This is a genomic window from Bacillus hominis, from assembly GCF_030348325.1.
GTDB classification, from domain to species: domain Bacteria; phylum Bacillota; class Bacilli; order Bacillales; family Bacillaceae_G; genus Bacillus_A; species Bacillus_A hominis.
This window is the reverse complement of record NZ_JAUCFS010000005.1, coordinates 2549119-2575170: the sequence shown is the minus strand read 5'-3', so window position 1 is coordinate 2575170 and position 26052 is coordinate 2549119. Positions and strand designations below refer to the sequence as shown.

General features: G+C 35.2%; 28 protein-coding genes. 16 read left to right on the top strand and 12 right to left on the bottom strand.

The genetic code is table 11. The features are described from left to right. Positions 1 to 24 precede the first annotated feature (24 nt). The gene (gene uptA / locus QUF93_RS15850; protein WP_289375731.1) at positions 25 to 630 is read right to left on the bottom strand and encodes an undecaprenyl phosphate transporter UptA; all 606 of its coding nucleotides are present in this window, start codon (positions 628 to 630) and stop codon (positions 25 to 27) included. A gap of 387 nt (positions 631 to 1017) precedes the next feature. Then, complete coding sequence (locus tag QUF93_RS15845; protein WP_000447223.1) at positions 1018 to 1782, bottom strand: DUF1836 domain-containing protein; 765 nt, start codon at positions 1780 to 1782, stop codon at positions 1018 to 1020. Positions 1783 to 2042: 260 nt separating this feature from the next. Between QUF93_RS15845 and QUF93_RS15840 the strand changes: the two genes are divergently transcribed. Continuing rightward, positions 2043 to 2492 carry a hypothetical protein gene (locus QUF93_RS15840; protein WP_002120011.1) on the top strand — a complete coding sequence of 150 codons (450 nt, stop codon included), beginning with the start codon at positions 2043 to 2045 and terminating at the stop codon, positions 2490 to 2492. Further along, positions 2480 to 2788 (top strand): YxcD family protein, encoded by a 309-nt coding sequence (locus QUF93_RS15835; RefSeq protein ID WP_000447755.1) that lies wholly within the window; start codon positions 2480 to 2482, stop codon positions 2786 to 2788. The genes QUF93_RS15840 and QUF93_RS15835 overlap by 13 nt, the downstream gene beginning before the upstream one ends. Positions 2789 to 2812: 24 nt before the next feature. Here the strand turns inward: QUF93_RS15835 and QUF93_RS15830 are convergent, their stop codons facing one another. The 4 genes from QUF93_RS15830 to QUF93_RS15815 form a co-directional block, all read right to left on the bottom strand. Then, positions 2813 to 4048, bottom strand: a complete 1236-nt coding sequence (locus QUF93_RS15830; protein WP_289375729.1) for an NAD(P)/FAD-dependent oxidoreductase — start codon at positions 4046 to 4048, stop codon at positions 2813 to 2815. After that, on the bottom strand, positions 4045 to 4377 hold the full coding sequence (locus QUF93_RS15825) for a (2Fe-2S)-binding protein (RefSeq protein ID WP_002120007.1): 333 nt from the start codon (positions 4375 to 4377) through the stop codon (positions 4045 to 4047). The genes QUF93_RS15830 and QUF93_RS15825 overlap by 4 nt, the downstream gene beginning before the upstream one ends. After that, positions 4374 to 4646, bottom strand: a complete 273-nt coding sequence (locus tag QUF93_RS15820) for a (2Fe-2S)-binding protein (protein ID WP_097903711.1) — start codon at positions 4644 to 4646, stop codon at positions 4374 to 4376. The genes QUF93_RS15825 and QUF93_RS15820 overlap by 4 nt, the downstream gene beginning before the upstream one ends. Positions 4647 to 4874: 228 nt before the next feature. After that, positions 4875 to 6536 (bottom strand): sigma-54 interaction domain-containing protein, encoded by a 1662-nt coding sequence (locus QUF93_RS15815; RefSeq protein WP_289359398.1) that lies wholly within the window; start codon positions 6534 to 6536, stop codon positions 4875 to 4877. 180 nt (positions 6537 to 6716) lie between these two features. Here QUF93_RS15815 and QUF93_RS15810 point away from each other — a divergent pair, with 180 nt between their 5' ends. From QUF93_RS15810 to QUF93_RS15785, 6 genes are all read left to right on the top strand, one after another. After that, complete coding sequence (locus QUF93_RS15810; protein WP_289359397.1) at positions 6717 to 7892, top strand: NAD(P)/FAD-dependent oxidoreductase; 1176 nt, start codon at positions 6717 to 6719, stop codon at positions 7890 to 7892. Then, positions 7889 to 8926 (top strand): proline racemase family protein, encoded by a 1038-nt coding sequence (locus QUF93_RS15805; RefSeq protein WP_289359396.1) that lies wholly within the window; start codon positions 7889 to 7891, stop codon positions 8924 to 8926. Before QUF93_RS15810 ends, QUF93_RS15805 begins: the two co-directional genes overlap by 4 nt. Then, positions 8923 to 9864 carry a proline racemase family protein gene (locus tag QUF93_RS15800; RefSeq protein ID WP_289375727.1) on the top strand — a complete coding sequence of 314 codons (942 nt, stop codon included), beginning with the start codon at positions 8923 to 8925 and terminating at the stop codon, positions 9862 to 9864. The genes QUF93_RS15805 and QUF93_RS15800 overlap by 4 nt, the downstream gene beginning before the upstream one ends. Positions 9865 to 9886: 22 nt before the next feature. After that, entirely contained in the window at positions 9887 to 10783 is an 897-nt protein-coding gene (gene dapA / locus QUF93_RS15795) for a 4-hydroxy-tetrahydrodipicolinate synthase (protein ID WP_289359393.1), read from the top strand. A gap of 18 nt (positions 10784 to 10801) precedes the next feature. Further along, positions 10802 to 12286: an aldehyde dehydrogenase family protein gene (locus QUF93_RS15790; protein ID WP_289375726.1), complete on the top strand. Its 1485-nt coding sequence runs from the start codon at positions 10802 to 10804 to the stop codon at positions 12284 to 12286. 138 nt (positions 12287 to 12424) lie between these two features. Continuing rightward, positions 12425 to 13915: an alanine/glycine:cation symporter family protein gene (locus QUF93_RS15785; RefSeq protein WP_289375723.1), complete on the top strand. Its 1491-nt coding sequence runs from the start codon at positions 12425 to 12427 to the stop codon at positions 13913 to 13915. A gap of 264 nt (positions 13916 to 14179) precedes the next feature. On the opposite strand, the gene QUF93_RS15780 is transcribed toward QUF93_RS15785, so the two are convergent. After that, on the bottom strand, positions 14180 to 14476 hold the full coding sequence (locus tag QUF93_RS15780) for a putative GTPase (protein WP_289375721.1): 297 nt from the start codon (positions 14474 to 14476) through the stop codon (positions 14180 to 14182). A gap of 61 nt (positions 14477 to 14537) precedes the next feature. Beyond that, positions 14538 to 15179: an HD domain-containing protein gene (locus tag QUF93_RS15775; RefSeq protein ID WP_289375718.1), complete on the bottom strand. Its 642-nt coding sequence runs from the start codon at positions 15177 to 15179 to the stop codon at positions 14538 to 14540. 105 nt (positions 15180 to 15284) lie between these two features. On the opposite strand from QUF93_RS15775, the gene QUF93_RS15770 reads away from it, so the two are divergent. The 3 genes from QUF93_RS15770 to ppaC all read left to right on the top strand — a co-directional run bounded on the left by QUF93_RS15770 (position 15285) and on the right by ppaC (position 17724). Next, positions 15285 to 15788 (top strand): GNAT family N-acetyltransferase, encoded by a 504-nt coding sequence (locus QUF93_RS15770; RefSeq protein ID WP_289375717.1) that lies wholly within the window; start codon positions 15285 to 15287, stop codon positions 15786 to 15788. Between the two features lie 273 nt (positions 15789 to 16061). Next, positions 16062 to 16577, top strand: a complete 516-nt coding sequence (locus tag QUF93_RS15765) for a DinB family protein (protein WP_289375715.1) — start codon at positions 16062 to 16064, stop codon at positions 16575 to 16577. Positions 16578 to 16794: 217 nt separating this feature from the next. Next, on the top strand, positions 16795 to 17724 hold the full coding sequence (ppaC, locus tag QUF93_RS15760; protein WP_289359387.1) for a manganese-dependent inorganic pyrophosphatase: 930 nt from the start codon (positions 16795 to 16797) through the stop codon (positions 17722 to 17724). 131 nt (positions 17725 to 17855) lie between these two features. Here the strand turns inward: ppaC and QUF93_RS15755 are convergent, their stop codons facing one another. After that, the gene (locus QUF93_RS15755) at positions 17856 to 18044 is read right to left on the bottom strand and encodes a DUF4017 family protein (protein WP_000789863.1); all 189 of its coding nucleotides are present in this window, start codon (positions 18042 to 18044) and stop codon (positions 17856 to 17858) included. Between the two features lie 319 nt (positions 18045 to 18363). On the opposite strand from QUF93_RS15755, the gene QUF93_RS15750 reads away from it, so the two are divergent. Then, a complete protein-coding gene (locus QUF93_RS15750; RefSeq protein WP_289375713.1) occupies positions 18364 to 18813 on the top strand; it encodes a DUF6884 domain-containing protein in 450 nt (149 codons plus the stop codon). Between the two features lie 227 nt (positions 18814 to 19040). Beyond that, positions 19041 to 19178: a hypothetical protein gene (locus QUF93_RS15745; protein WP_157380761.1), complete on the top strand. Its 138-nt coding sequence runs from the start codon at positions 19041 to 19043 to the stop codon at positions 19176 to 19178. A 127-nt stretch (positions 19179 to 19305) separates the two neighbouring features. Here the strand turns inward: QUF93_RS15745 and QUF93_RS15740 are convergent, their stop codons facing one another. The 3 genes from QUF93_RS15740 to QUF93_RS15730 all read right to left on the bottom strand — a co-directional run bounded on the left by QUF93_RS15740 (position 19306) and on the right by QUF93_RS15730 (position 21005). After that, positions 19306 to 19758, bottom strand: coding sequence for a hypothetical protein (locus tag QUF93_RS15740; protein ID WP_289375711.1), 453 nt, complete (start codon positions 19756 to 19758; stop codon positions 19306 to 19308). A 135-nt stretch (positions 19759 to 19893) separates the two neighbouring features. Further along, entirely contained in the window at positions 19894 to 20250 is a 357-nt protein-coding gene (locus QUF93_RS15735) for a hypothetical protein (protein WP_000606233.1), read from the bottom strand. Between the two features lie 131 nt (positions 20251 to 20381). Then, entirely contained in the window at positions 20382 to 21005 is a 624-nt protein-coding gene (locus tag QUF93_RS15730) for a hypothetical protein (RefSeq protein ID WP_002119983.1), read from the bottom strand. A 1316-nt stretch (positions 21006 to 22321) separates the two neighbouring features. On the opposite strand from QUF93_RS15730, the gene recQ reads away from it, so the two are divergent. From recQ to QUF93_RS15715, 3 genes are all read left to right on the top strand, one after another. Next, on the top strand, positions 22322 to 24439 hold the full coding sequence (recQ, locus tag QUF93_RS15725; RefSeq protein ID WP_289375709.1) for a DNA helicase RecQ: 2118 nt from the start codon (positions 22322 to 22324) through the stop codon (positions 24437 to 24439). Positions 24440 to 24464: 25 nt separating this feature from the next. Continuing rightward, complete coding sequence (locus QUF93_RS15720; RefSeq protein WP_289375707.1) at positions 24465 to 24848, top strand: gamma-glutamylcyclotransferase family protein; 384 nt, start codon at positions 24465 to 24467, stop codon at positions 24846 to 24848. A gap of 192 nt (positions 24849 to 25040) precedes the next feature. Then, positions 25041 to 25778 carry a class I SAM-dependent methyltransferase gene (locus tag QUF93_RS15715; protein ID WP_289375705.1) on the top strand — a complete coding sequence of 246 codons (738 nt, stop codon included), beginning with the start codon at positions 25041 to 25043 and terminating at the stop codon, positions 25776 to 25778. Positions 25779 to 26052: the final 274 nt, after the last annotated feature.

Genomic DNA, 26052 nt, shown 5'->3' with positions numbered 1-26052 from the left:
ATTTTAGCGGTTTTTATTATTATCTTAAGCAAGATTTTTACGTTTTTTTGTCCATTTTTTTATGACGAAGTATAAAAGAATAAGTATGACGCCGCCAATTGCGAACGATTTCACATACGGTCCAGCAATATCATTAATATTCTCCCAGTTTTCGCCTAGTTTTTCACCTAAATAAATGAAAATGATAGACCAAGGGATTATTGCAAGTCCTGTTAATGCAGTAAAACGTAGCAATGGCATTTTTGTAATACCAGCAGGAATTGAAATCGCATGACGTACTACTGGAATGAAGCGTGCTGTGAAAATTACACCTGTTCCATAACGATTAAACCAATCCTCAGCAGCATCAATTTGTTTTTTATGAATGAAAATATACTTCCCATAACGTTCTAACACAGGGCGACCACCATATCGTCCAATCCAATAAACAAAAACTTGGGCAATAACGCCGCCAATTGTACCGAATATAACTGCGCCTAAAAATGAGATACTTCCATTTGATACTAAGTACCCTGCATAAGCTAGGACAATCTCACTTGGGATAATCTCAATCATAAGTCCAAGCATTATGCCCCAATAACCTAATCCTTCAAAAAATGTTAATACTGAATGAATAAAACTACTTAACATTGTTGCACCTTCTAGTTCATAAGTTTTTTCGAGTAAAAGCTCTTTTTATTTAATAACATAAAAAGTTCACTATATGCAAATTATACCTTATTTAATGAATGTATTGCTATTTTAATACTTTTTATGTCTTGTATTAGTTTTCCTAGTTTTTATAGTAAACGATATAAATTAAGTTTTCATGAAGAGAGAATGAAAGGCGTATTAAAAATTTCTCATTTTATCCATAGTAAAGATAGGTGAAGGTTTTGACTTTTTTGTCGTAGTATCGATATTTTTTGTTGAATCACTGATATATTTGAAGATATGAACGACATATTTTCATTCAAATAGATGTAATTTCATCTTTCATAATGACAAAAAGAGGGGCCATAATCTATGGCTCCTCTTTTACGGCTTCACATCTAAATTTTGTAAAAATAACGTTGCTGTTACATAACGTTTCGCTAACATTTGTACATATGCGGTATGTACAGATAGTGTAGCGATAATAATAGCGTTACGAATTGCTTCGCGTTGTTCGTTATTTATTTGATCGAACTTGCTTGCGATTTTATCCGCTTTTTCTTTTACAATATTTTCAATCGTATGAATTGTATCTGTAGCATTTAGTTGTATGCAATTCCCTTGATTTAGTTCTTCAAATAAAGAGGAGTAAGCTACATATAAATGAACAGGATTAATTAAATCATCACTTCGATCGGCCGGGTCATTTACGATGAGTCGTAATAGTTTACGAATAGATTCAAAATCAAGCGCTGTTTTTAAATCTTCAACAATAAATAGTAAGGCTGCTTGTTCGATTGAGTATTTCTTCCCTTTTTGAGGGGAGCCAATCATTTCTTTTATATCTCGTTTCACCCAGTTTTGCATAGCAGTTACAGAGAAACTAGTGTTTTCAATCTGATTACCAAGCGCAACTATTTCATTTAAAGAAAAACCGACATCCGTATCATCGATTTTAATTAATTTTTCAAAAATAGGTGAAAGTGCGGTTGTAATAAAAGCTGTAACGCTTTGTCCGCTTTCAATATCTTTTTTATGTGATTTTGCCCAAGCTTCTTGTAAAATGCTAAGAGGCTTTTTCGGATTCCATCCTCTAAGTGATAGAAGGAGCGTTGCCATTTCGTTTCGTGTGAGATGAAATGTTTCCATCTTTTCACCTCCAAAATTATAAAAAGTTCTTATGAACTTATAATATGTTTTGTTTCATTTAAAGTCAATTCCGTTTTTCTTAATTTTTCCTTTGTTATGGAATTATTGTCGATAGTAAATAATACTTGCATATTTCGACAAAAGTTCATATAATGAGTTCATAAGAACCTTTAAAAAGGTTTTAAAATAAATCTATCATTCTTGTTTTAAAAGAAAGGTAGATTTCACATATATCTATATAAAAGGAGAATGGATATAATATGTTGAAAAAACTTGTAGCAGTAATGACAGCATTCATGGTTATCTTTGGAGCTAGTAGCTTTATGTTCGTAAATCACGCGGAAGCGAAAAGTTACAAATCTGGTAAAAAATCATATACACCAAGTTCTGGTCAAAATTCAAAAGTTGATTTAAACAAAAAAGATTCTAATGTAAATTCACAAAAAACGACAACCGATTCAAAAACAAAAGCAACAAACACAGCACCAAAAAGTAATAAAGGTGGCTTTATGAAAGGCTTATTACTAGGTGGTCTTGGTGGTTTACTAATGGGTAGCTTATTTGCAAATATGGGAGCTCTTGGTTCTGTATTAGCGTTTATGGTAAATATGTTAGTAATGGCTGGTATCGTAATGCTAGCAGTTCGTGCATTTAAATACTTCAAAAACCAACGTAAGAAAAAGGCAGATGAAGTAGCATGGAAACAATAAAAATTTCTGAACAAGAATTAATAAATGCGCTTTGCGTATATATCGCTGAAAAAAGACAAGTTGGTCCAGAAGAAGTTTTAGTTGAACTAATGTATGATGACGACTACGGTTTCTCTGCTGAAGTAGAGGTAAATGGTCGCAAGCAAATTTTAATTCAAGCAAACTTAATTGAAGCATTACGCTTACTACTTGATCGAGAATACAACGTCAATTCATTTGCGGCAAGATTGCAACTTGAATTAGACGATGAAGAAGGCATTTACGCATTAGCGAAATTTAATAACTCAGATGAGTAGCGAAAAGAGCTGTTGAGAGTAATCTCAACAGCTCTTTTTAGTATGTGCATATGTAGAAGAATAATCACGCCAAATTTCATTCATCTTCCGTCTGCCAACATCAATCATGGGATTAAATTGAATTGCTGCTTTTTGACGAACAGAGTGAACTTTTTGAATGGCTTGTTGCAAGTGTTGTTCAATCGAATTAGATTTTATATTAGCGTGTTTTACAATAGAGTAGCCAGCAACTGTTCCTTGCGCCATTGCGATTTTTCCGCTTTCAATTCCTGTAATATTTCCAGCTACAAATAAGCCTGGAAGAGGGGTTTCCATTGCTTCGGAATGTAAGGGGACATGTCCGCCTAATTCCGGGATGTAACGGAAAGGACAACCTGCCACAGCAGCAAGCTCGGCAAGCGGATATAAACCACCTGCAATACAAACGAAGTCTGCCTCCAATATTTTTTCTGATCCATTAATAATATTCCCTATAGAATCAATGTTAGCAACGCGAACACCTTCAACTTGATCTGTTCCAATAATTTCAAGTGCCGCTTTACGGAGATGAAGTGGTGTCCCATTTATTTTCATCCCGTTATTTGGGTAGAAGGTTAATCCAGCTTTTCGAATCCAATCATATTTCATAAAACGGCTACCTATACGCAAGAGAGCAGAAGGAGCGAGATGAGCTGCATGTAAAAGAGAATTTAAAACTTCTTCTGGTTCACCAGCTTTTTGGCTTAACTCACTTTTTTCAGGAAGTACAATATGATCCACTTTAATTCCAGCTAACTGCAGTTCATTTAAAATCGCAAATGACAAAATGTTAGCACCGATAATGATTCCTTTTTTCCCAACTTGCACTCGGTGAACATTTGTCATAACTTGAGCCGCTCCAATTGACATAACTCCTGGAAGTGTCCAGCCAGGAAGGGGAATAGAATACTCAGCGGCACCAGTAGCAATTAATACGAACGGAGCTTCTAACGTACCGATATTTGTATGTGCGAACCAAGAACTCTCATCTTTATCTAAATTATAGACGGAAACACCGCACCGAATATCGACTGAAAGGGATTTTGCTTCTTCGTGAAGGCGTTTTGACTCTTCTATTCCGTTCCACCATTCTCCAGTAGGCTCTTGATGCAACTGTCCTAACAATCTCCCGCCTGGCTTCATAAATTCATCTATAACAAGTACGTTAAGTCCAAAGCGTGCACAAGAGATGGAAGCTGATAATCCTGCTGGTCCTGCGCCAATAATAATTACATCAATCATCGCTTTTTCACCATCTCTCTCACGATATTCGGGTGCTGTTTTCCGCTTTCCACAACCATATTGTTTTCAACTACAGTTAAGCAAGCTCGTACGTTCGTTTGATTGTTTACAGTTACGCGGCATTCAGAACAATGCCCGATATTACAATAAATGCCTCGCGGACTCCCGCTATCTTCATGGACTCTTAACGTTCGAATTCCACTTGCTAATAGGGCAGCAGCTATCGTTTCGTGTTCATATGCTTCGTATGGTTTACCGTTAAATTGAAAAGTGATGCGCTCGCTACTATGTAAAGTACCTAAAATAGGGTGATGTGTAATTCTACTCATTTACTTTCACCTACCGATCCAAAAGTAACTGCCCGCACGGGTGGCTGATATTTTAATGGAATTTCATTAGAATTTATATCAGGGTTCGCATTTTCAATCATCCGATCTATCATCATTCTACACGTGCGGCCACCGCAAAATCCCATGCCAGCACGTGTTCTTAGTTTTAATTCTCTTGCCGAGCAGTTATATTCAGCAATTGTCGATTGAAGTTGTCCGTATGTAACTTCTTCACAACGACAAACAATTAAGTTCTCTTTATTCGTCATATGTATTCCTCCTCTAGTTCGGTTTGCACAAATTATAATGCAAAAACTATGCCAATATAGAGGAGGGGAGGTGTTATCCCGCTATTTGCTGGGCAGTAAGACCCCACCTCAAAATTCAGTGAAAGCAAAGAAGTTGGGTGGGGGGGCGGACTGCCCGTAAAAGCCCGATTGGTGAGGGCTGATAATCAAGTGGGGATGAACAAAACCCCCACTGATTAAAGTTTCACTTTATTGTAACCCCAGCCTTTTTAAACGGTTATATAAAGTGGCCCTCGTTACGCCAAGTTGTTTCGCACATTCTAATTTATTCCCATTTAAAATTCGTAAAGCTCTTTCAATGACTTTTTTCTCATGTTCATCCATCTCTTCTTGTAAAGAAAGAATCGCGTTATTGTTGCTGTGTAAAAGGGAATGAGACGTTTCGTTTTCTAAAGTATCATTTGTGTGAAATGGTAAATATTCTTGTTTAATAATACCGTCGGTCGCGAATACGACGAGTCTTTCAACTACATTACGGAGTTCGCGAATATTACCTGGCCAATTGTAATGAAGTAGTTCATGCATAATACTTGAAGGTAAGTCGCGAACTGGTCTGTTATAGTTAATTGAAAAATCATTTAAGAAGGAGTACGTTAATTCGATAATATCTTCTCGTCTTTCTCGTAGTGGAGGAATATGCAAACTAACTACATTTAAGCGATAATATAAATCCTCTCGGAAAGTTCCTTTTCTCATTTCTTCTTGTAAATCACGATTTGTAGCAGCGATAATGCGGAAATCAATATTTATTTCTTTTTCTCCACCAACTCGGTAATATTTTCGTTCTTGTAGTACACGTAAAAGCTTCACTTGCATATCGAGTGGCATTTCGCCAATTTCATCGAGGAATAAAGTACCGCCTTGCGCCAGCTCAATTTTCCCTTTTTTCCCTTTACTATTTGCGCCAGAAAAAGCGCCTCTTTCGTATCCGAATAACTCACTTTCAAATAACGCTTCTGGAATTGCACCGCAGTTAATTGAAATGAAAGGGGCATTTGCTGTTTCGCTTGCTTCATGTATTGCTTTCGCAAATACTTCCTTTCCAACACCACTTTCTCCAAGTATTAAAACAGTCGATTTCACAGAACAAACCTTTCGAGCTAATTGTATCGTTCTTTGTATGACAGGGCTTTTTCCGTTCATTGCATGGAAAGGATCGGACGTATCTTTATACTTTGCTACTTCTTGTTCTAATCGGTGCATTTCATGTGACATAGTAAATAGTTTTTCATTTAAAGCGACTTGATTTGTAACATCAGTTTCAGAGACGACTGCTCCGATAATTTCATCGTTACAATAAACAGGGTTTGAATTAATTAATACGAACAAATCAGGGCGAGGCTGATGGAACTGAGCGATTATGCTTTTTCCGCTATGTAATGATTGCAAAATTTCCAAATCTTTATAATCAAAAAAGCGAGTAATCGGTTGCCCGATAATTTCATTATTGTTGACTGAAAAAATCTTTTCGGCGCCATCTGTCCAAGTACGAACGCATTCTTTATCGTCAATGACTGTAACAGAAGAATCAGACGTTTGAATAACAGTGTTATAAAACGCTTGTAGTTCATTGTAATACTTATAAAGAAAAGGAATCATTTGCTTAGTAGTAATACAGCATATAGGTTCTTGTTTTTCGTTAATGATGACAACGGCTATTTCATGTGAAAATGCGTCGATTAAAGTAGTGAAAGAATCATCTTCATATATAACTGCACAATTCCATTCTTCAGTAGGTGAATGGATGTAATAAAATTTTTCGTCTACTTGCTTGATGTGTCGAATGGAACTTTTAAGATCGATTGACAAAATTTTTATAAACTCTTTTATTGTTGGAAATGAAAATGCCATAGTGCCCTCCTATTATGTATAAAAGTTTAGACAGTGATAAAGAAATAATACACCTATTTACGATAAATTTAAAATATTTTTACAAATAAAATTGTTTCGTATAAATAGTTCTGTATGTAGAGTTGGCACACCAATTGCATAAAAGAAAGTGAGAGATTTAGGAGAAAGGAGGAGTGCTATGTGAGACACTGTGACGTTTTAATAATAGGCGGTGGTATTATTGGATGTTCGATCGCTTATTACACTTCAAAATACGGAAGAGACGTAACAATCATTGAAAAAGGGGAATTTGTCAGTGGGACGTCTTCACGGTGTGACGGAAACATTTTGGCGATTGATAAAGACCCAGGGTTTGATAGCCAAATGTCGTTAGTAAGTCAAAAATTAGTAACTGATTTAAGTGAAGAGTTAGAGCACTCATTTGAATATAGGGCGCCAGGAAGCATTCTCGTTTGTGAATCAGACGAAGAGATGGAAGCGGCGCAGCAATGGGTCAATCGGCAAAAAGAAGCTGGTTTACCGTTTCGTATGCTTGATAGACAAGATATAAGAGACGAGTCACCGTTTTTTGCAGATGATTTATTAGGTGGTTTAGAATGTGCAACGGATTCGACTGTAAATCCGTACCTTCTTGCTTTTTCACTTCTCGCAGAGTCAAAAAAATTTGGTACGAAAGCTTTTAATCATACAGAAGTAAAAGAAATGAAAAGAGATATAGACGGTTCCTTTATTGTAGAAACAACAAATGGGACGTTTACTGCGAAGCAAGTGGTAAACGCAGCCGGTGTGTGGGCCCCTAAAATTGGACAGATGTTAGATGTGAATATCCCAATTGAACCGAGAAAGGGACATATTATTGTAGCTTCAAGGCAACAACACGTTGGCTGTCGTAAAGTAATGGAATTTGGTTATTTGATTTCTAAATTTGGCGGAAAACGAAAAGTGGATGCTTTAACTGAAAAGTATGGGGTGGCACTTGTATTTGAACCGACAGAAAGCCAAAATTTTTTAATTGGTAGTAGTAGAGAATTTGTAGGCTTTCATACGAAGATAAATAACGAGGTTATTAAATGTATTGCGAACAGAGCAATTCGTTTTTATCCGAAAATGGCAGATATGATGGTGATACGTTCATATGCTGGGTTACGCCCGTGGACAGAAGACCATTTGCCAATTATTTCACGAGTGGAACATATTCCGAATTATTTTATTGCAGCAGGGCATGAAGGTGATGGAATTAGTCTTGCGGCAGTTACTGGGAAAGTGATTGAGGAGTTATTAAATGAAAAAGAAACAATTATTCCTATTGAACCACTTCGTTTGAGTCGTTTTACAGAAAGGGTGTTAAACGGATGAGGTCACAAAGAGTCTTTACGACGATTGATACACATACGGGCGGGAATCCAACGAGAACATTAATTAGCGGACTTCCTAAGTTAATTGGAGAGACGATGGCAGAGAAGATGTTACATATGAAAAAGGAGTATGACTGGATTCGTAAATTATTAATGAATGAGCCGCGTGGTCATGATGTAATGTCAGGGGCTTTATTAACAGACCCGTGTCATCCAGAAGCGGATATAGGCGTTATATACATAGAGACAGGCGGATATTTACCGATGTGTGGGCACGATACGATCGGTGTATGTACAGCTTTAGTTGAATCAGGTTTAATTCCCGTATTTGAACCAGTTACTTCTTTAAAGCTCGATACACCAGCTGGCTTAGTTGAAGTAGATATTTCTGTTCAAAATGGTAAAGCGAAAGAAGTCTCCTTTTGTAACATACCAGCTTTTTTACTGAAAAATATTACTGTACAAGTCGAAGAAATTGGAACTGTAGAGGCTGATATTGCGTATGGAGGGAATTTTTATGCCATTATCGATGCAAAGTCAGTAGGTTTAGAGTTAGTACCAGAAAACGCATCTACAATCATTGATAAGGCAATTCACATTAGAAATATTATTAATGAGAAATTTGAAATCATTCATCCGCAGTATTCGTTTATAAGAGGATTAACACATGTTGAATTTTATACAGATCCTACTCATGAAAGTGCGCATGTGAAAAATACAGTTGTTGTTCCGCCAGGAGGAATTGATCGTTCTCCTTGTGGTACAGGAACATCTGCGAAATTAGCTGTATTATACGATCGTAAAGAAATCGAAATCGATGAAGAGTTCGTTCATGAGAGTATTGTTGGCTCTCTATTTAAAGGATGTGTCATGAATACGACATATGTAGAAAATATTGAAGCGGTAGTAACGAAGATTACTGGATCAGCTTGGCTTATGGGTATGCATAGATTTTTTTACAATGAAAAGGATCCACTAAAAGAAGGGTTTTTACTAATTCCGCCGATGGAGCATGAAACGGAGGATGTAAAATGAACATTCAAAAAATGTATACAACAGTAGATGTGCACGTAGCTGGCGAAGCATTTCGTGTAATAAAAGATGTACCATGCAAATACTACTACAGTTTAGAACATTTAAATGAACAGTTTTCCGGGGAATTAGCAGAAGAAATGCAGCTTTTATTAAATGAACCACGTGGTTTTATAGGTTTAAATGGATGTATTGTCGTTCCTTCTATTCATAAGGAAGTGGATGCAGCGGTATTGTTTTTTGATCATGAAGGATCTATTCCTCTTCATTACGGCGGTATAGTAGCGGTAATTACAATGTTATTAGAAAGTGGTTATTTAAAAAAGAGAGAGTCTGATCAATACAAAATTGAAACGTTGTCTGGAATTTTTTCAGTTCACGCCTATGTAGAGCATGATGAAGTTGTATCTGTTTCGTTTGAAAGCAAACTTTGTTATGTGGTTGAGAAAGATTTGAAGATTGGTAATATAAATTACTCTCTCATACAAGCAGATAAAGTTTATGCAGTTGTAGAAAAGGATACGTATTCGCCTGAAATTTCTGTTGAAAATATATCTGAATTAAAAAAATGGGGAGAAGCTACACTTGAAGCTATACAAAAACAGTCACTTATAAAAAGACTTATTTTAGTAGATTCTTCGCAAAAAGAAAAGAATCATATAAAGTCAATCACATTTCACGAAGGTAACTTTATCGTACGTTCACCAGGTTTTGTTTCTACAATTGTGTCTTATGTTCATGCTTTATTTAAAAATGATTATATAGCGGATAAACCTTTTAAAAATGAAAGTATTTTTAATAGCTTTATAACAGTGGAACAAGTGAAGAAAGAAGAACTAGGATACATTTTCCGATTTGAAAGTAGAGGGTTTATTACAGGTATGCAGACGTTTTTATTAGACCCTACAGATCCGTTTCCGGCAGGTTTTTTATTAAAATAAAATGTTAAAGGGAGAGATAAAGATGCAAAATATTAAAGGGGCATTTCCAGTATTAATAACACCGATGGATGAGTTTCAAGAGATTGATTGGAAAGGTGTAAAGCAAAACGTAAACTACTTTATTGAGAAAAAAGTAGCTGGAATTATTATTAATGGAAGTACGGGAGAATTTGTTAGTTTATCAAAAGAAGAACGATTTAACATGGTAGAAACTGTTTTGAAAGAAGTTGATGGCCGTATTCCAGTCATTGTTGGAACTGCAGCAGAGACGACGAAAGAAACGATTGAATATACGAAACATGCAGAAGCGCATGGAGCGGATTGTGCATTAATTATAAACTCGTACTATTGTAAACCGAAAGAAGAAGAAATTTATTTTCATTTTAAAGAAATCTCAAACGCTGTAAATATACCAATTATGCTATACAATAACCCATTTACTTCTGGTGTTGATATGAGTACAGAGCTAATGCTCCGCATTGGTAAAGAGTGTGAAAATGTTACACATATTAAAGAATCTAGCGGAGATATTCGAAAAGCGAGAGATTTAGTAAGACAAAGTGAAGGTGCTTTTCAAGTCTTCTGCGGATCTGAAGATTTAGTTATGGAATCTTATTTAGTTGGTGCCTCGGGATGGGTTTCAGTAGCAGGAAATATCGTTCCAAGTCTCGTTACGAAAATGTATGAGCATTTTCAAAATGGTGAATTAGAAAAAGCATGGGAAATAAACGATGCTATTTTACCTCTTTGCGAGTTTCTTGAAGGGTCAGGGAAATATGTACAAATCGTTAAACGCTCAATGGAATTACATGGGCAAGTCGGGGGACCTTCACGTTATCCGAGACTCGGATTAACTGAAGAAGAAGATCAAAAGCTTCAAACGATTTTAGCAGAAATTACAGCTCATGCAGCTGTTTAAATAAGGAGGAGAGCATGTATGTTAACGACAAACATTGAACTGAAACCAAAAGTGAAAGCGTTTTTAAATGAAGAAGTTAAAATGTTTATTAATGGTGAATTTGTTTCTTCTATGAGCGGTAAGACGTTTGAAACTTACAATCCAGCGACAGAAGATGTTCTTGCGGTCGTGTGTGAAGCGCAAGAAGAAGATATTGATATCGCAGTAAAAGCGGCAAGATTTGCTTTTGAATCTGGCCCGTGGGCAGAGATGACTACCGCTGAGAGAGCACATCTTATTTATAAATTAGCAGATTTAATTGAAGAGCATAGAGAAGAATTGGCACAGCTAGAAGCTTTAGATAATGGAAAACCATATCAAGTAGCACTTGATGATGATATTTCAGCGACTGTAGAAAATTACCGCTATTACGCGGGATGGGCTACAAAAATTGTTGGGCAAACCATTCCAATTTCAAAAGATTACTTAAATTACACACGCCATGAACCTGTTGGTGTTGTAGGGCAAATTATTCCGTGGAATTTTCCACTCGTTATGTCTTCTTGGAAAATGGGAGCCGCTCTTGCAACAGGTTGTACGATTGTATTAAAACCAGCAGAGCAAACGCCTTTATCTTTACTGTATACAGCGAAGCTTTTTAAAGAGGCTGGTTTTTCAAACGGTGTTGTAAACTTTGTGCCAGGTTTCGGCCAAGAAGCAGGAGCGGCAATTGTAAACCATCATGATATTGATAAAGTAGCTTTCACCGGTTCAACAGTTACAGGAAAATATATTATGCGTCAATCTGCAGAAACAATTAAACATGTAACATTAGAACTTGGTGGTAAGTCACCAAACATCATTTTAGAAGACGCTGACTTAGAAGAAGCGATTAACGGTGCGTTCCAAGGAATTATGTATAATCATGGTCAAAATTGTAGCGCGGGATCTCGAGTCTTCGTTCATCGAAAGCATTATGAAACAGTCGTAAATGAACTTGTGAAAATGGCAAATAACGTGAAGCTAGGGTCAGGTATGGAGGCGGAAACTGAAATGGGACCGCTCGTATCTAAAAAACAACAAGAGCGTGTGCTAAATTACATTGAACAAGGAAAAGCTGAAGGTGCTACTGTTGCGGCTGGTGGAGAACGTGCATTTGAAAAAGGTTATTTTGTACAGCCAACAGTATTCACAAATGTTACTGATGATATGACAATTGTTAAGGAAGAAATCTTTGGACCGGTTGTCGTTGTACTCCCGTTCGATTCGACAGAAGAAGTAATTGAAAGAGCAAATCGCTCTTCATATGGGCTTGCTGCTGGGGTATGGACACAAAATATTAAAACTGGACATCAAGTTGCCAATAAATTAAAGGCAGGAACAGTGTGGATTAATGATTATAACTTAGAAAATGCGGCTGCACCATTTGGTGGATATAAGCAATCTGGTGTTGGACGTGAGTTAGGCTCATATGCGCTTGATAATTATACAGAAGTGAAGAGTGTTTGGGTCAATATTAAGTGAAACTCTATTTAGTAGAAGTCTTATAGCCCGTAAATAAGGGAATAAATAAGAGAAGCGGACAACTGGAATGCAAGTCAAAGGTTGTCCGCTTTCTATATATAAATATTCTTTTTCAAAATACTTAAGAGGGGGACTTTGATGGAACAGTTAGTAGAGTGGTTAGTAGGGCAAGTATGGAGTATTGGTTTAGTTGTTTTCGCATTAGGAGCAGGAGTGTATTTCACAATTGCAACTCGTTTTTTACAAATTCGTTATTTTAAAGAGATGATTACACTATTATTTGAAGGGAAGAGCTCGGAGACGGGAATATCATCCTTTCAAGCATTTTGTTTGGCGTTGTCAGGCAGGGTTGGAATAGGGAATATCGCAGGGGTCGCGACAGCTATCGCTTTTGGCGGGCCTGGAGCTGTATTTTGGATGTGGATGATGGCTCTATTAGGAGCAGCTAGTGCATTTGTTGAATCAACATTAGCACAAGTATATAAAAGTAAAGTAGGCAATGAATACCGCGGTGGTACACCATATTTCATTGAAAAAGGTTTGAAAATGAAATGGTTTGCAGTTATTGTAGCGGTAGTTGTAACACTTTCATATGGCGTATTATTACCAGGTATTCAATCGAGTAGTATCGCAGTTGGATTTGAAAATTCTAATGGCATTAGCAAATATATAACTGGTATATTATTAGTCGTATTATTAGCAGCAATTATTTTTGGTGGTGTGAAGAGAATTGCTGGCGTTTCACAAATGCTTGTTCCTTTTATGGCAATTGGTTATGTAATTGTTACATGTATCATTTTAATTGCGAATATAACGGAAATTCCAAGTATGTTTGCTTTAATTTTCTCAAGTGCTTTTGGTGTAAATGAAATGTTTGGCGGCATCGTCGGCGCAGCTATTGCATGGGGAGTAAAGCGTGCGGTATTTTCAAACGTTGCTGGTGTAGGAGAAGCAACATATAGTTCTGCAGCTGCTGAAGTATCTCATCCTGCAAAACAAGGCTTAGTTCAAGCGTTTTCCGTATATATCGATACAATTGTAGTATGTACAGCGACAGCTCTTATGATTTTAATTACAGGAATGTACAATGTAATACCGGAAGGAAAAAGCGCAATTGTACAAAATATAGGGAATGTGGAAGCAGGTCCAATTTATACACAACAAGCAGTTGAAACTGTTATGACAGGATTTGGTCCAATATTTATTTCAATCGCAATCTTCTTCTTCGCATTTACAACTTTGCTTGCTTATTACTATATCGCTGAAACGACGCTTACTTATTTAGATCGTGGGCTCAACTATAGTTGGTTGAAATCGGTTTTGAAAATTGGATTTTTAATTATGGTATACATCGGTAGTGTAGAATCAGCTTCGTTTTTATGGAACCTCGGAGATTTAGGAATTGGTAGTATGGCATGGTTAAACCTTATAGCAATCCTATTGTTAAGCAAAACTGCATTAAAAGTGTTAAAAGATTATGAAACGCAGAAAAAAGAAGGGAAAGATCCGGTTTTCGATCCTAAAAAAGTAGGAATTGAAGGTTTAACGATTTGGGAAGAGCGGAGTAAAGAGGTTGAAAGGGAAAGTTCTAAAGAAAAAGTATCGGTGGATGATAGTGTTAAATTTTAAACATGCAAATTTTTAAGAATAAAAAACTGAAAATTCAATTTTTTTGAATTGTATATTGTCCTTGTTTGATTTTAAACAAAAGGCTGATCTTAATAAAGTGATTTTAGAAGCTTGTTTTGTTTTAGCTGCAATTTCATGAGAACTGAAATGTGCTAAGCGATAATTTTAGTGCAAGAGTGTATGGTGGAATTGAAAAATCAAAGTCATTAAACACGAGAAAGCTCTCCTTAAAATAAGCTTGTAAGGAGAGCTTTTTATTTTAGCCTAATTTTTTTGAAAGAGTTTCAGTTGTTTCATATAATCGATAGCTTTTGTTTTATTCCTTTGTGTAGAAACATATTGTGCCTCGTTTATATCTCTATAATAATTATTAAATATTTCTTCAGAAAGACTTCCGTCAAAGAGAGCTTTTTTAACTGCACAGTGTGGTTCATTTGTATGCGAACAGTTAGAAAATTTACATCTCCTGGGTATATTCGCTATATCTTCATATCCAAAATCAAAGTTCCCTTCATGATTTATTAAATCAAATCCTATGTTACTAATAATTAATCCCTCCACTTTTGAAAAAGTTTTTTAGAATCGTACATATAAATTCAATCGTTTTTAGGTTGTGTTTATTTTAATATTCTATATTGTTATAAATCGATTTCTCTACATCAGGGAGAAGTGTGTAAATGCTCTTACCGATTAAAGATTCTAATTCTTTCTTAATTGCATAGAATCCTTTCCAATGTAAAGAGGTATGAGATGTTGTTCCATGACGTAAACCAACTGAAATCAATCTTTTTTCAAGAGTAGTAAAGCCTTCCGCGTCAGCAAGTGCGTCACAAAGGGTAATGACCTTATTGTATAAGTCGTATTCACTATTTTCATTCAATATTTCAATTAACCGGCTTTCCATATAATCGGGAACAAGGCTCCACTCCGCTGCGATATCTAAATGCTCATTTTTGCAAGGAAATGAATGTGTCACACAAATAATCGCATTCCCTGTATACCCTAAATCATTCATATACATATAACCATCATAGGAATGAATAACAGATTTAGTAAAACCTTTATATCTTCCTATATCATGCAGGAGGGCAGCATTGTATGCTATGTCAGCATCTAGGTCGTACCCATTATTAATAAGTTCTACGACTATCTTTTCAGTTGCAAGGGCAACATTACTTGAATGTTCGAACCATAGACCTGGGTTTTGTTCATATGCCCACTGGAGTAATTCTCTCGCGTATATCCTATCTAATATATACTTCATATAGTTATCCTTTCTCTAAAAAATCATATCTTAAATAATTTCATCTTAGAATTTAATTATTCCTTCTTTAAAAGTTGTTACAATGAAACAAAAGGGGGAAAAGTAATGCGAAATTTAGTAATTGAAGAAATTAAGCAACTAGAAAATGATATTGAAGAGCTTTCTAAACTTTTGAAAACGGTAGTAGATGATGGAGCATCAATTGGCTTTTTACCACCACTGGAAGAAAAAGAAGCAACGCAGTATTGGCAAACTGTATTAGCACCAGAAGTGATATTGTATGTTGCTAAAATAAACAATGAAGTGGCAGGAAGTATTCAATTACATCTTGTTACAAAGCCTAACGGGATCCATAGAGCCGAAATTTGTAAGTTGATGACACATCCAAATTTTAGACGTAACGGTATTGGACGCTCACTTATGCAAAAAGCAGAAGAAAGAGCGAAACAAGAAAATAGGTCTCTTTTAGTATTAGATACTAGAGAAGGAGATACTTCCAATAGATTGTACAAGTCATTAGACTATCAAGAATCTGGAAAAATACCAGGTTATGCAATTTCTCCGAATGGTGAGTTAGATGCAACGGTAATTTATTATAAAATGATTTAGTTTTTTATTTGAAAAGGGAGATAATTTCAAACGACATATTTGTTATTATGTCTGTGTGTTGATTTGTAAAAAAGATTGATAATTTAAAATAAAGTTTGATAAACCCTATATAATAGTGTTTTTCTTTTGACCCTTTAACTTCATCTGGAATGTTCAAGTAAAGGGCCAGTTTGTAGAAGGTTTTAACAGGTTTTTAGAGTTATTATTTAAATAGGGATTTTGAAGTCTTTTGGTGAATATTAAATGTTAATCTAAAAGATGGAGGTTGCTGTCATGTTGAAACTGTTTCAATATAACTGGCAAGTTCGTGATGATTGGTTTACATTGTGCGAAGACATGTCGGATGAAGAACTGTTAAAGAAACGGGTCGGTGGATTAGGCAGTATCTTACATACACTATTTCATATTGTAGATGTGGAATATATGTGGATCCTAGGTTTGTGCGGTGAACCAGTGCCTGAGGAACCGTTATTTAAAGATTATTCCAGCTTGCAAAAAGTGAAAAATCTTTCCGCTCAATACCACGAGAAAGTAAAGCCATTTGTGACATCTTGGACAAATGAAATGGATTCTCGAAAACTTTCAGAAACTGATTTCAATGAAGAACCGATTAGCTCAAGAGACGCACCAATTAGGCGCCGAGTCATTGAATGTACACACGGAGAAATAATACGTCATGTCATTGTCCACGAAATCCACCATATCGGCCAGTTATCTATATGGGCACGTGAAATAGGAAAGGAGCCTGTTTCCGCAAATTTGAGAGGAAGAGGGCTATTCGATAATTAGACTGCCTTTGTCAATTTCACATTTAACAACGTAGTGCAAGTAACATCTTTATTTTAATGAAAAGATAACCTTTGACCAACTAAATCATTTTAGATGGTCTTTTTTGTGGAAACGATGAAAAATATAGAAGAAACTGCAATTATTTATAAAAAAATGTGTCTAAAATATTGTCATATTTGCTTCTTTAAGATATCCTTTTCATGAAGAGGTGGAAAACATGGAAAAAGTACTAGTTTTCGGGCATAAAAACCCAGATACAGATGCAATTTGTTCTGCAATTGCTTATGCAGAATTGAAAAAAGAATTAGGAATGAATGCTGAGCCAGTACGTTTAGGCGAAATCAGCGGTGAAACTCAATTTGCGTTAGATTATTTTAAAGTAGAAGGACCGCGTTTTGTTGAGACAGTAGCAAACGAAGTGGACAACGTTATTTTAGTTGACCATAACGAGCGTCAACAAAGTGCTAACGATATCGAATCTGTTCGTGTGTTAGAAGTTATTGACCATCACCGTATTGCTAACTTTGAAACAAGCGATCCTATATACTACCGTTGTGAGCCAGTTGGTTGTACAGCTACAATCTTAAACAAAATGTACAAAGAAAATGGTGTTGCAATTCGTAAAGAAGTTGCAGGTTTAATGTTATCTGCAATCATTTCAGATTCTTTACTATTCAAATCTCCAACTTGCACAGAACAAGACGTAGCAGCAGCTCGTGAATTAGCGGAAATCGCTGGTGTAGATGCAGATAGCTACGGCTTAGAAATGTTAAAAGCTGGTGCTGACTTAAGCGGAAAAACAATGGAGCAATTAATCTCCCTTGACGCTAAAGAATTCCAAATGGGTAACGCGAAAGTTGAAATCGCACAAGTAAACGCTGTTGATACAAACGACGTTCTTGTACACCAAGCGGAACTTGAAAAAGTTATCTCTGCAGTAGTAGAAGAAAAAGGTTTAGACCTATTCTTATTCGTTGTAACTGATATCTTAACTAACGACTCTGTTGGTCTTGCGATCGGTAAAGCAGCAAATGTTGTTGAGAAAGCATACAACGTAACATTACAAAACAACACAGCTACTTTAAAAGGTGTTGTATCTCGTAAAAAACAAATCGTTCCTGTATTAACAGAAACATTCCAAGCTTAATATTATTGAGTATGGATAAACAGAAAGGACAAGTAGTCGGATTGGCTGCTTGTCCTTTTTTATTATAAAATTACAGACGAGCCTATTGGATGGAAATAAAAAAGGATAGCAATAGCTATCCTTCTTATCGTTTATTCATAAGATCGTTTCTTATTTATATAAAATGTGATAATAGCAGCGATAATGAAAATAGGTATTGCGTACGCTTGCCCAACAAAGAATTTCCAACCTACAGTATTATAGCCGTCAGATGCTGGAATGATAATCGCGATGATACAAACAATAATATAAGCTAATAATGCTGGGAGTATATTTTTCATAGTTGTTCACCTCCTTTTCATACTACATTTATATATTGTACTATTGAATAGCGATTGGGAGGTTAAGTATGCTTGATTTTACGAAATCTTCACAAAACGACTAAAGGATGAGGTATATGCATGCTGTATGAAAGTGACTTTAGTACGGTGTGTTTATGTAATAATATATATACTTAATCGACTGTTTTGAAATAAATTAAACTAAATATAGAAGATAATGTAATTTTATCTTTCAAGATTATTATATAGTATTCTGTAAAAAAATGTACTGGAAAATTGATGTTTCATAAGAAAGATAGAAGCGAGGTAAGAAATAACGATGAAAAGGTTATGCATAATTCCATGCGGAAAGAAGAAAATTTGGGATAAGTACCCAGATTACGGAGAGGTAGAGGCAAAAGATGTATATATTAGTCCATTCGGAAAAGCATGTCAGGCGTATGCAACTGAGTTTTTTGAGAACTGGGTTATATTATCAGCAAAGCATGGATTTTTACGACCAAATGATATTGTAAAGGAAAACTATGATCTTGCATTTGATTCAAAGAGTAATGAAATTATTAGTATAGAACAATTAAAACAACAGATGATTGATAAAAGCTTACTTCAGTTTGATGAAATAGTCTTACTTGCAGGGAAGAAGCATAAAAAAGTTGTGACGAAGCTATATCCAGAAAAAATCATTACATATCCATTAGAAGGATGTAAAGGAATTGGGTATATGTTGCAGAGATTGAAAGGGGCTGTGGAAAAGCAGCGAGAAGCATAGATATGAATAGTACTAGATTCAAATTAAATTACATTTATACATATAAAATAGACTAGCAAACAAGCTATTTTACACTTTAAAACATAGAATATGATGAAATCTATAGAGGAGGAATCGTATTCTCATGAGAAATAATTGTAATAGTTTTTGGGATGAGTTAATGTTCGGAAGATGTAGATGCAAACGTAAGGATTGTCACGAATGTTGTTGCAAGGAAAAACCGAAATGTGATTGTGATGAGTGTTGTTGCAAGGAAAAGCCGAAATGTGATTGTGACAAATGTCGCTGTAAAGAGAAACCGAAATGCCATTGCAAGTGTGAAAAATGTCATTGTAAACACGAAGAATGGTAAGAATGATAAATAAAAAGAGTACTTTGAAGTACTCTTTTTATTTATGTGATAAGTAGACTCGTCAAACAAATATAACCCCTAAGGGGATAGGAGCTATTTCTATAGTGAAAAGCTAACGGTAGTTTATATTAAATGCATGTTTAAATTCCTTTTTGAACGGATTTCTTTTCAATTCCCCATGAATCTTGTTTTATTATTTTTAAAGCTACATTCGTACCATTAGATTCTGTATAAAAGATATATCCGTGGTTTGATTTAACGTAAGCTGAAGGTTCACCTGTGCAATCTTGTGAACACGATGTGTTGATAAGCTCGATTAATGATAGTTCGCTCGGGTCAGTCTTACTTGCATCTATTAGAGTATCAAGGTTCGTTTTACGAAAGCCTTGTAAGTTTACATGGAAATTCTTTTCTATTTCTCCAGTAACGTTAATATTCATTACTTCAACTGAATTTTTCTTTTCTAAAAGAAAACCATTTCCATAAAGGGATTTTGTATATCCAAGCCATGCGATTAAAAATAATATAAAAAACATACCAGCTGTTCTAAGTTTGCGAAGTCGTTTACTTACGATTGTTTCTGAATATTTCATTCAGCTTAATCCTCCAATGTTTTTTATTTTAAAGTATGCTTGGATACATATATTTAGAAGAGGATGAAAGCTAGCAATAAAGTAATTCAAAAAGAAAGCATCCGAAGTTAGATACTTTCTTTTTGGCAATTAGCACTATCTGTTAGTTACTTGTTTCATAAGGGGTCTTATTTCCTTAACAGGTGGTTTTTTATCATAGGCATCAACGTAAGAAAAGTAGTAATTTAAGTTTCTGAGAAGTCCTTTTCCTATTTTAGCGCTTAAGAAGGGGAATACTTGTCCAGTATAATCATCGAGAGATTTACAGTAGTATTTTTCATCTAAGTATATGCTGTATTTACATGTTAGTTCTACTAATGAGTTACCTTCATCATCGAATACTTCTTTAGAATCAATAATGTCTATTAATGCGAATTTTTCATTCAGATAAACTTTCTTCTTTTTCTCGTGCTTATTTGTGAGGATAAATACGAGACCAATTGCGTTAATCAAACTATTTCCTCCTATAAAAAACGGATATTAATAAAATATATCGATATAAGCTAAATGTAAAGAGGAGAGGCGTAAAATGTGAACTAGATAGAAATAATAATAAGCCGATTTGAAGACAAATCGGCCCATTATTATTGAAATACTTGCGGAAATTGTTTTACGATTGCATCTGTTATAGTATCAGCCATTTCTAATGCTTCTTTTTCAATTTTATCGTATAGTTTTACACTAGAATCATAATCTTTATTTAGGAAGGCGAGTGCTTCCGCTTTCGTTAACGCTAAATGCTCATAAAACATTTTTCTAAATTCTTCTTTTTCTATATATGGGTTGATACCGGTTAGAAACTCAACAATTTCATCACCATTAGAGTACCACTTCTTTTCTATAGCGGCTGCTGCGTTTTGATCGCCAGCTTTTGCGGCTTTAACAAGATCAGCTGCAATTACTAAGTGGTCTTTAATTAATGCACTATATTTTTTTACTGCATTTTCTCCGTAGAATGGTTCAAGTGAAAGCCCCATATGTGTTGCATTTTGTAGAAGACGTCCAACAGTAACGTTTACGTCTGGCAAGTTAAAGATGATGCCTATAATGGCTAATCGCGTCCAAGCGACGTGTTGTTCCCATAAAGAACGCATATATCCTTTTAAAAAGTTTTCGTTTTTACTAACTCGGTAATTCCGTACAAATGAATCGAAGTTTCCATTAGTGATATGATAAGGGGAGTAATACGATTGCCAATAAGTATACATAAATAGTTACACTCCTTTGAACATGTATATCTCACAATATGATAAACGTTATTTTTAAGTTACGTGTCCAAGAGTTTTTTTGAGAGTTGGAAAAGGAGAAAGTTGAAGGGGAATAAAAAACATGATTACGATATATATGAATTAAAAGAATTTTAAAGTAATAGAGGTCCTGCAAGGGAAATTGCAGGACCTCAAAAGGGTATTGCCGAGATGTCGGACTCGACTACGTAATATTAGCATAAAATTCTTTCGAAATAACCTGGTAAATGCGACCAAATGAAAAGGATAATTTTTAATAAAGTTAAAGGGATCTGCTTCCCGCGGCAGACCCCTTTAACTAGATAATGTTGATGAGAAAAGACTCATCTAGAGTACCTTCATAATAACAAATGAAATTCACTTTGTGTATTGAGAAAAAATGAATTGCTTGTATGAATGTAGCGGATTTATATTTTGCTTTTTGGAATTATAATCATTTGTGGAGAGCGGAATAGGGTTCTAAAATGGAGAAAAGACTTTTCAACCAGGCTACGATACATTGCAATATGTAAGTATAAAAAAGACCTGCTAATTTAAGCAGGTCAACATAAGGGGTTTATCTAACAGATTATTATATAGGGTAACAACTGTATTGTAGTAAGTCTATAAGTTTTATGTTGAGAAAATTTGTTTGAATGATATATATTTGGCACATGTATTAACGTTTAAAAAGTTGAGAAAGGAAATTCATAAGCGTTCTATAAGAAAATAAGGGCTGATACCTATAAAATGATTCATATTTCCACGCATCATTATTAGAGAATTGGAGTTGTGTATTTGACTCTGTAGGCTTGATGGAACTTTTCATCATTTAACCTCCTCAAATTCATATGTATACGATTAGTAGTATTCTAGTAAGGCGAATAAAATGAATATTTATGTTGAAATTCTTTCTTCGCATATACTTAGATTTGTGTTTTAAATGTTGTAAAACGTAGAAAGCAACTAAAACGCCGATACTAATTAATATCCATAACGAAGAGAAACTTAGAATAATGAAAAAGCATGCTATTAAGCTTAAAGAGAGTGTTTTGTGAAAGAATCCAGGTAATAGTTTGTATGCAGCGAAAACTTCACAAATCGCATATCACAAAAACAAGTGGATTTCTCCAGATTTACAATAATTATTAACAATTGTCCGTGGATCATGCAAAAGGATGGCGAGAATCAGTTTGATGATAGATTATATATAACTCTTTCATTCAGCACTTTCATGACGCATAAGTGATGATATAATAGGAATAGATGAAAGATATAGAAAAGCAGGTGACTCTTTTTTGTTTACAAAAGCACAAGAACTTTTAGCGTCTTATTTCGGTTATTCGTCATTCCGAAGAGGACAAGACGAAACAATTAAAAATGTATTAGATGGGAAAGATACAGTTTGTATTATGCCTACGGGCGGTGGTAAGTCAATTTGTTATCAAATTCCCGCATTAGTATTCGAAGGAACGACATTAGTTATCTCACCTTTGATTTCACTTATGAAAGATCAAGTAGATACATTAATACAAAACGGTATTTCCGCTACATATATTAATAGTTCTATTTCTATTACAGAAGCGAATCAACGAATTCAATTGGCGAAACAAGGACATTATAAGTTGCTTTATGTGGCGCCGGAGCGTCTTGATTCAATGGAGTTTGTTGACCAACTTATCGATATGAAAATCCCGATGATAGCAATTGATGAGGCGCACTGTATTTCACAGTGGGGACATGATTTCCGCCCGAGTTATTTACACATACATCGCATATTAGATTATCTTCCAGAAAAACCGCTCGTTTTAGCGTTAACAGCAACAGCAACACCACAAGTGCGTGATGATATTTGTAGTACGCTTGAAATTAATCAAGAAAATACAATTATGACAACGTTCGAGCGCGAGAACTTATCGTTTTCAGTAATTAAAGGACAGGATCGTAATGCGTATTTAGCGGATTATATTCGTCAAAATCAGAAGGAATCTGGGATTATTTATGCAGCTACAAGAAAAGTAGTCGATCAGTTATATGAAGATTTAGGGAAAGCAGGAGTTTCGGTATCGAAATATCATGCTGGTATGAGCGATCACGATCGAAATGAACAACAAGAACTCTTTTTACGAGATGAAATCAGCGTTATGGTAGCGACATCCGCGTTCGGAATGGGTATTGATAAATCGAATATTCGTTACGTAATCCATTATCAACTTCCTAAAAATATGGAAAGTTACTATCAAGAAGCAGGACGTGCTGGTCGTGACGGATTAGATAGTGAATGTATTTTGTTATATTCTTCTCAAGATGTGCAAGTACAACGCTTTTTAATCGATCAATCAACTGGAGAATCACGTTTTTCAAACGAACTTGAAAAATTGCAAAATATGACCGATTACTGTCATACAGAACAATGTTTACAATCATTTATTTTGCAATACTTCGGAGAAGAGCCGAAGGAAAATTGTGGCCGCTGTGGTAATTGTACGGACGACCGTGAAAGTATCGATGTGACGAGAGAATCACAAATGGTACTTTCTTGTATGATTAGGACGAACCAACGATTCGGAAAGCAAATGATTGCACAAGTATTAACTGGATCTAAAAATAAGAAAGTCATTGAATTTAATTTTCATACTTTGCCAACATACGGCCTTTTATCAAATCGTAGTGTGAAAGAAGTCAGTGAGTTTATCGAGTTTTTAATTTCAGACGAGTTGATCGCAGTTGAACATGGTACATATCCGACATTAAAAGTAACGGAAAAAGGTAAAGAAGTACTACTTGGTAAAGAGAACGTTTTACGTAAAGAACGAGTAGAAACACGACAAATTGTTCAAGACCATCCTTTATTTGAAGTGCTTCGTGAAGTGCGTAAAGAAATTGCACAAGGAGAAGGCGTACCTCCATTCGTTATTTTCTCTGATCAAACGTTAAAAGATATGTGTGCGAAAATGCCGCAAAGTGACTCTGAACTCCTAACTGTAAAAGGAATTGGAGAGCACAAACTTGTGAAGTACGGCTCTCACTTCTTACAAGCAGTGCAGCACTTTATTGAGGAAAACCCAAACTATGCTGAAACAATTAAGACGGAAATTGTTTCAGAACGTAAAAAGTCAGGGAAAGCTTCAGCGAATTCTCATTTAGAAACATATGAAATGTATAAACAAGGCATTGATCTAAATGAGATTGCGAAAGATAGAGGTCTATCAAGACAAACGATCGAAAACCATTTGATTCGCTGCTTTGAAGATGGTATGGAAGTAGACTGGAACAGCTTTGTTCCAGCAGAGTATGAAACTCTTATTGAAACTGCCGTACAAAATGCAGAAGGCGGTTTGAAATCTATTAAAGAACAGCTTCCAAATGAAGTGAGTTACTTTATGATTCGTGCCTATTTACAAATAAGAAAGTAGAGACATATAAAGGGGATAGGGATATATGCATCACGTTTTCGTGTATGGCACGTTAAGAAAAGGGCAAACGAATGCTCATTATATGCAAGGTGCAACATGCATCGCAGACGGAGCATGGACGTATGGCAAATTATTTGATACATACGAAGGGTATCCTGCAATGATTTGTTCAAATGAGGAAAAAGTATATGGGGAAGTTTATGAAGTAAATAGTGATGTATTACAAAAATTAGATGAACTTGAAGAATATACAGGTAATGCAGAGGTAGATTTATATGACCGGATCCCCCAAACAATTTATTTAGGGGATATAGAAATACATGCATTCGTGTATGTTGCTCAAGATAAAGAGATGCTGAAGAAAGTGATCATTTCTGGTGATTGGGTGGAGTATCAAAAAGGAAAATAAAAGCGGCTATAGAATGATGTGAAAGCAGATAGTGGAATGATCCATTATCTGCTTTTTATATTTACACTTTTAAAATTCTTATTATTTTGATAAATTGTAAATATAGGAAAAAATAAGGGGGATTTTTCATGGGTATCAGAAATTTAGTTTCTCACCTGTAGTAGGAAAATCTATTACAGGAGGAGAATAATAATGAACGAGTTAAATGTGAAGGAATTTTACAAAAAACAATTTGAACTGTCGAATTATGATATAAATACGGAAAACTGGCTAGAGCAGGTTGCTAAAGAAGTTCAAGAACAAGTTGGTTATCCATTTCAAACGATGTTAGAACTTGGTGCAGGAAATGGTGGATTCGCAAGAGCGATGTCTAAGTTACATATAAAAATGACTACAGTTGAACTTGTGGCAGAATTAGTCGAATTTGCAAGGGAGCATTCAAGTAAGGATATTACGATTCATCATGGTGATTTTTATCAAATTGACATTCCAGAAGAATTTGATGTAGTAAGTTATTTAGACGGCTTTGGTGTAGGAACAGATGATGAGCAATTGTTTCTACTAAAACGGATTAAAGATTGGATGAAGGATGATGGATGTGCACTTATTGATATTTATCAACCATTGTATTGGAAAAAAGTAAGTGGACAAGAAATGTCATTAAGTTCAGCTATGCGAAAATATGAATATGATAGTATAAATGAAAGAATGTTAGATCATTGGTGGAAACCTAATGATCCAAATGATATTGTGACACAGTCTTTACGTTGCTATACAGTGGAAGGGATTAACAATCTATGCGATGAAGCAGGTTTAAGTATTGTAGGATTCTTCCCAGGCGGAGCATTTGATTTTGAAAAATCGCGATATAAAGAGCAAACCTCATTACATGAGTGCTTATCGTATCGTATAAAAGTAAAAAAGAAATAAAGAATAGATTTGGCTTCTCCCTCATACACATTAAGCTGAATTTATGTGAAGGGAATTTCAAATTTATAGATTCTAATAACAAAAATAGTTGGTATACATTTTTGGTTGAGTGTTTCTATACTCATATAAATATCTTTGTTAGCTTCTAAAAGACTGAAAGGTTGGGTTAATGAAGAATGAGCTATGTTTTGGCTAAATGAAACACAAAGGTATACTAGTTTTTATGAAATATATTCACTTGTTTGTTAAGCGAATCAAATCTTTCTAACTAATC

Coding starts and splice junctions, on each gene's coding strand:
- QUF93_RS15730 (WP_002119983.1), bottom strand. CDS start 21,005: ATGTATACTTATTGGCAATCGTATTACTCCCCTTATCATATCACTAAT.
- QUF93_RS15800 (WP_289375727.1), top strand. CDS start 8,923: ATGAACATTCAAAAAATGTATACAACAGTAGATGTGCACGTAGCTGGC.
- QUF93_RS15825 (WP_002120007.1), bottom strand. CDS start 4,377: ATGAGTAGAATTACACATCACCCTATTTTAGGTACTTTACATAGTAGC.
- QUF93_RS15820 (WP_097903711.1), bottom strand. CDS start 4,646: ATGACGAATAAAGAGAACTTAATTGTTTGTCGTTGTGAAGAAGTTACA.
- QUF93_RS15750 (WP_289375713.1), top strand. CDS start 18,364: ATGAAAAGGTTATGCATAATTCCATGCGGAAAGAAGAAAATTTGGGAT.
- QUF93_RS15790 (WP_289375726.1), top strand. CDS start 10,802: ATGTTAACGACAAACATTGAACTGAAACCAAAAGTGAAAGCGTTTTTA.
- QUF93_RS15805 (WP_289359396.1), top strand. CDS start 7,889: ATGAGGTCACAAAGAGTCTTTACGACGATTGATACACATACGGGCGGG.
- QUF93_RS15715 (WP_289375705.1), top strand. CDS start 25,041: ATGAACGAGTTAAATGTGAAGGAATTTTACAAAAAACAATTTGAACTG.
- QUF93_RS15755 (WP_000789863.1), bottom strand. CDS start 18,044: ATGAAAAATATACTCCCAGCATTATTAGCTTATATTATTGTTTGTATC.
- ppaC (WP_289359387.1), top strand. CDS start 16,795: ATGGAAAAAGTACTAGTTTTCGGGCATAAAAACCCAGATACAGATGCA.
- uptA (WP_289375731.1), bottom strand. CDS start 630: ATGTTAAGTAGTTTTATTCATTCAGTATTAACATTTTTTGAAGGATTA.
- QUF93_RS15740 (WP_289375711.1), bottom strand. CDS start 19,758: ATGAAATATTCAGAAACAATCGTAAGTAAACGACTTCGCAAACTTAGA.
- QUF93_RS15765 (WP_289375715.1), top strand. CDS start 16,062: ATGTTGAAACTGTTTCAATATAACTGGCAAGTTCGTGATGATTGGTTT.
- QUF93_RS15840 (WP_002120011.1), top strand. CDS start 2,043: ATGTTGAAAAAACTTGTAGCAGTAATGACAGCATTCATGGTTATCTTT.
- QUF93_RS15770 (WP_289375717.1), top strand. CDS start 15,285: ATGCGAAATTTAGTAATTGAAGAAATTAAGCAACTAGAAAATGATATT.
- QUF93_RS15720 (WP_289375707.1), top strand. CDS start 24,465: ATGCATCACGTTTTCGTGTATGGCACGTTAAGAAAAGGGCAAACGAAT.
- QUF93_RS15785 (WP_289375723.1), top strand. CDS start 12,425: ATGGAACAGTTAGTAGAGTGGTTAGTAGGGCAAGTATGGAGTATTGGT.
- dapA (WP_289359393.1), top strand. CDS start 9,887: ATGCAAAATATTAAAGGGGCATTTCCAGTATTAATAACACCGATGGAT.
- QUF93_RS15775 (WP_289375718.1), bottom strand. CDS start 15,179: ATGAAGTATATATTAGATAGGATATACGCGAGAGAATTACTCCAGTGG.
- QUF93_RS15815 (WP_289359398.1), bottom strand. CDS start 6,536: ATGGCATTTTCATTTCCAACAATAAAAGAGTTTATAAAAATTTTGTCA.
- QUF93_RS15845 (WP_000447223.1), bottom strand. CDS start 1,782: ATGGAAACATTTCATCTCACACGAAACGAAATGGCAACGCTCCTTCTA.
- QUF93_RS15835 (WP_000447755.1), top strand. CDS start 2,480: ATGGAAACAATAAAAATTTCTGAACAAGAATTAATAAATGCGCTTTGC.
- QUF93_RS15830 (WP_289375729.1), bottom strand. CDS start 4,048: ATGATTGATGTAATTATTATTGGCGCAGGACCAGCAGGATTATCAGCT.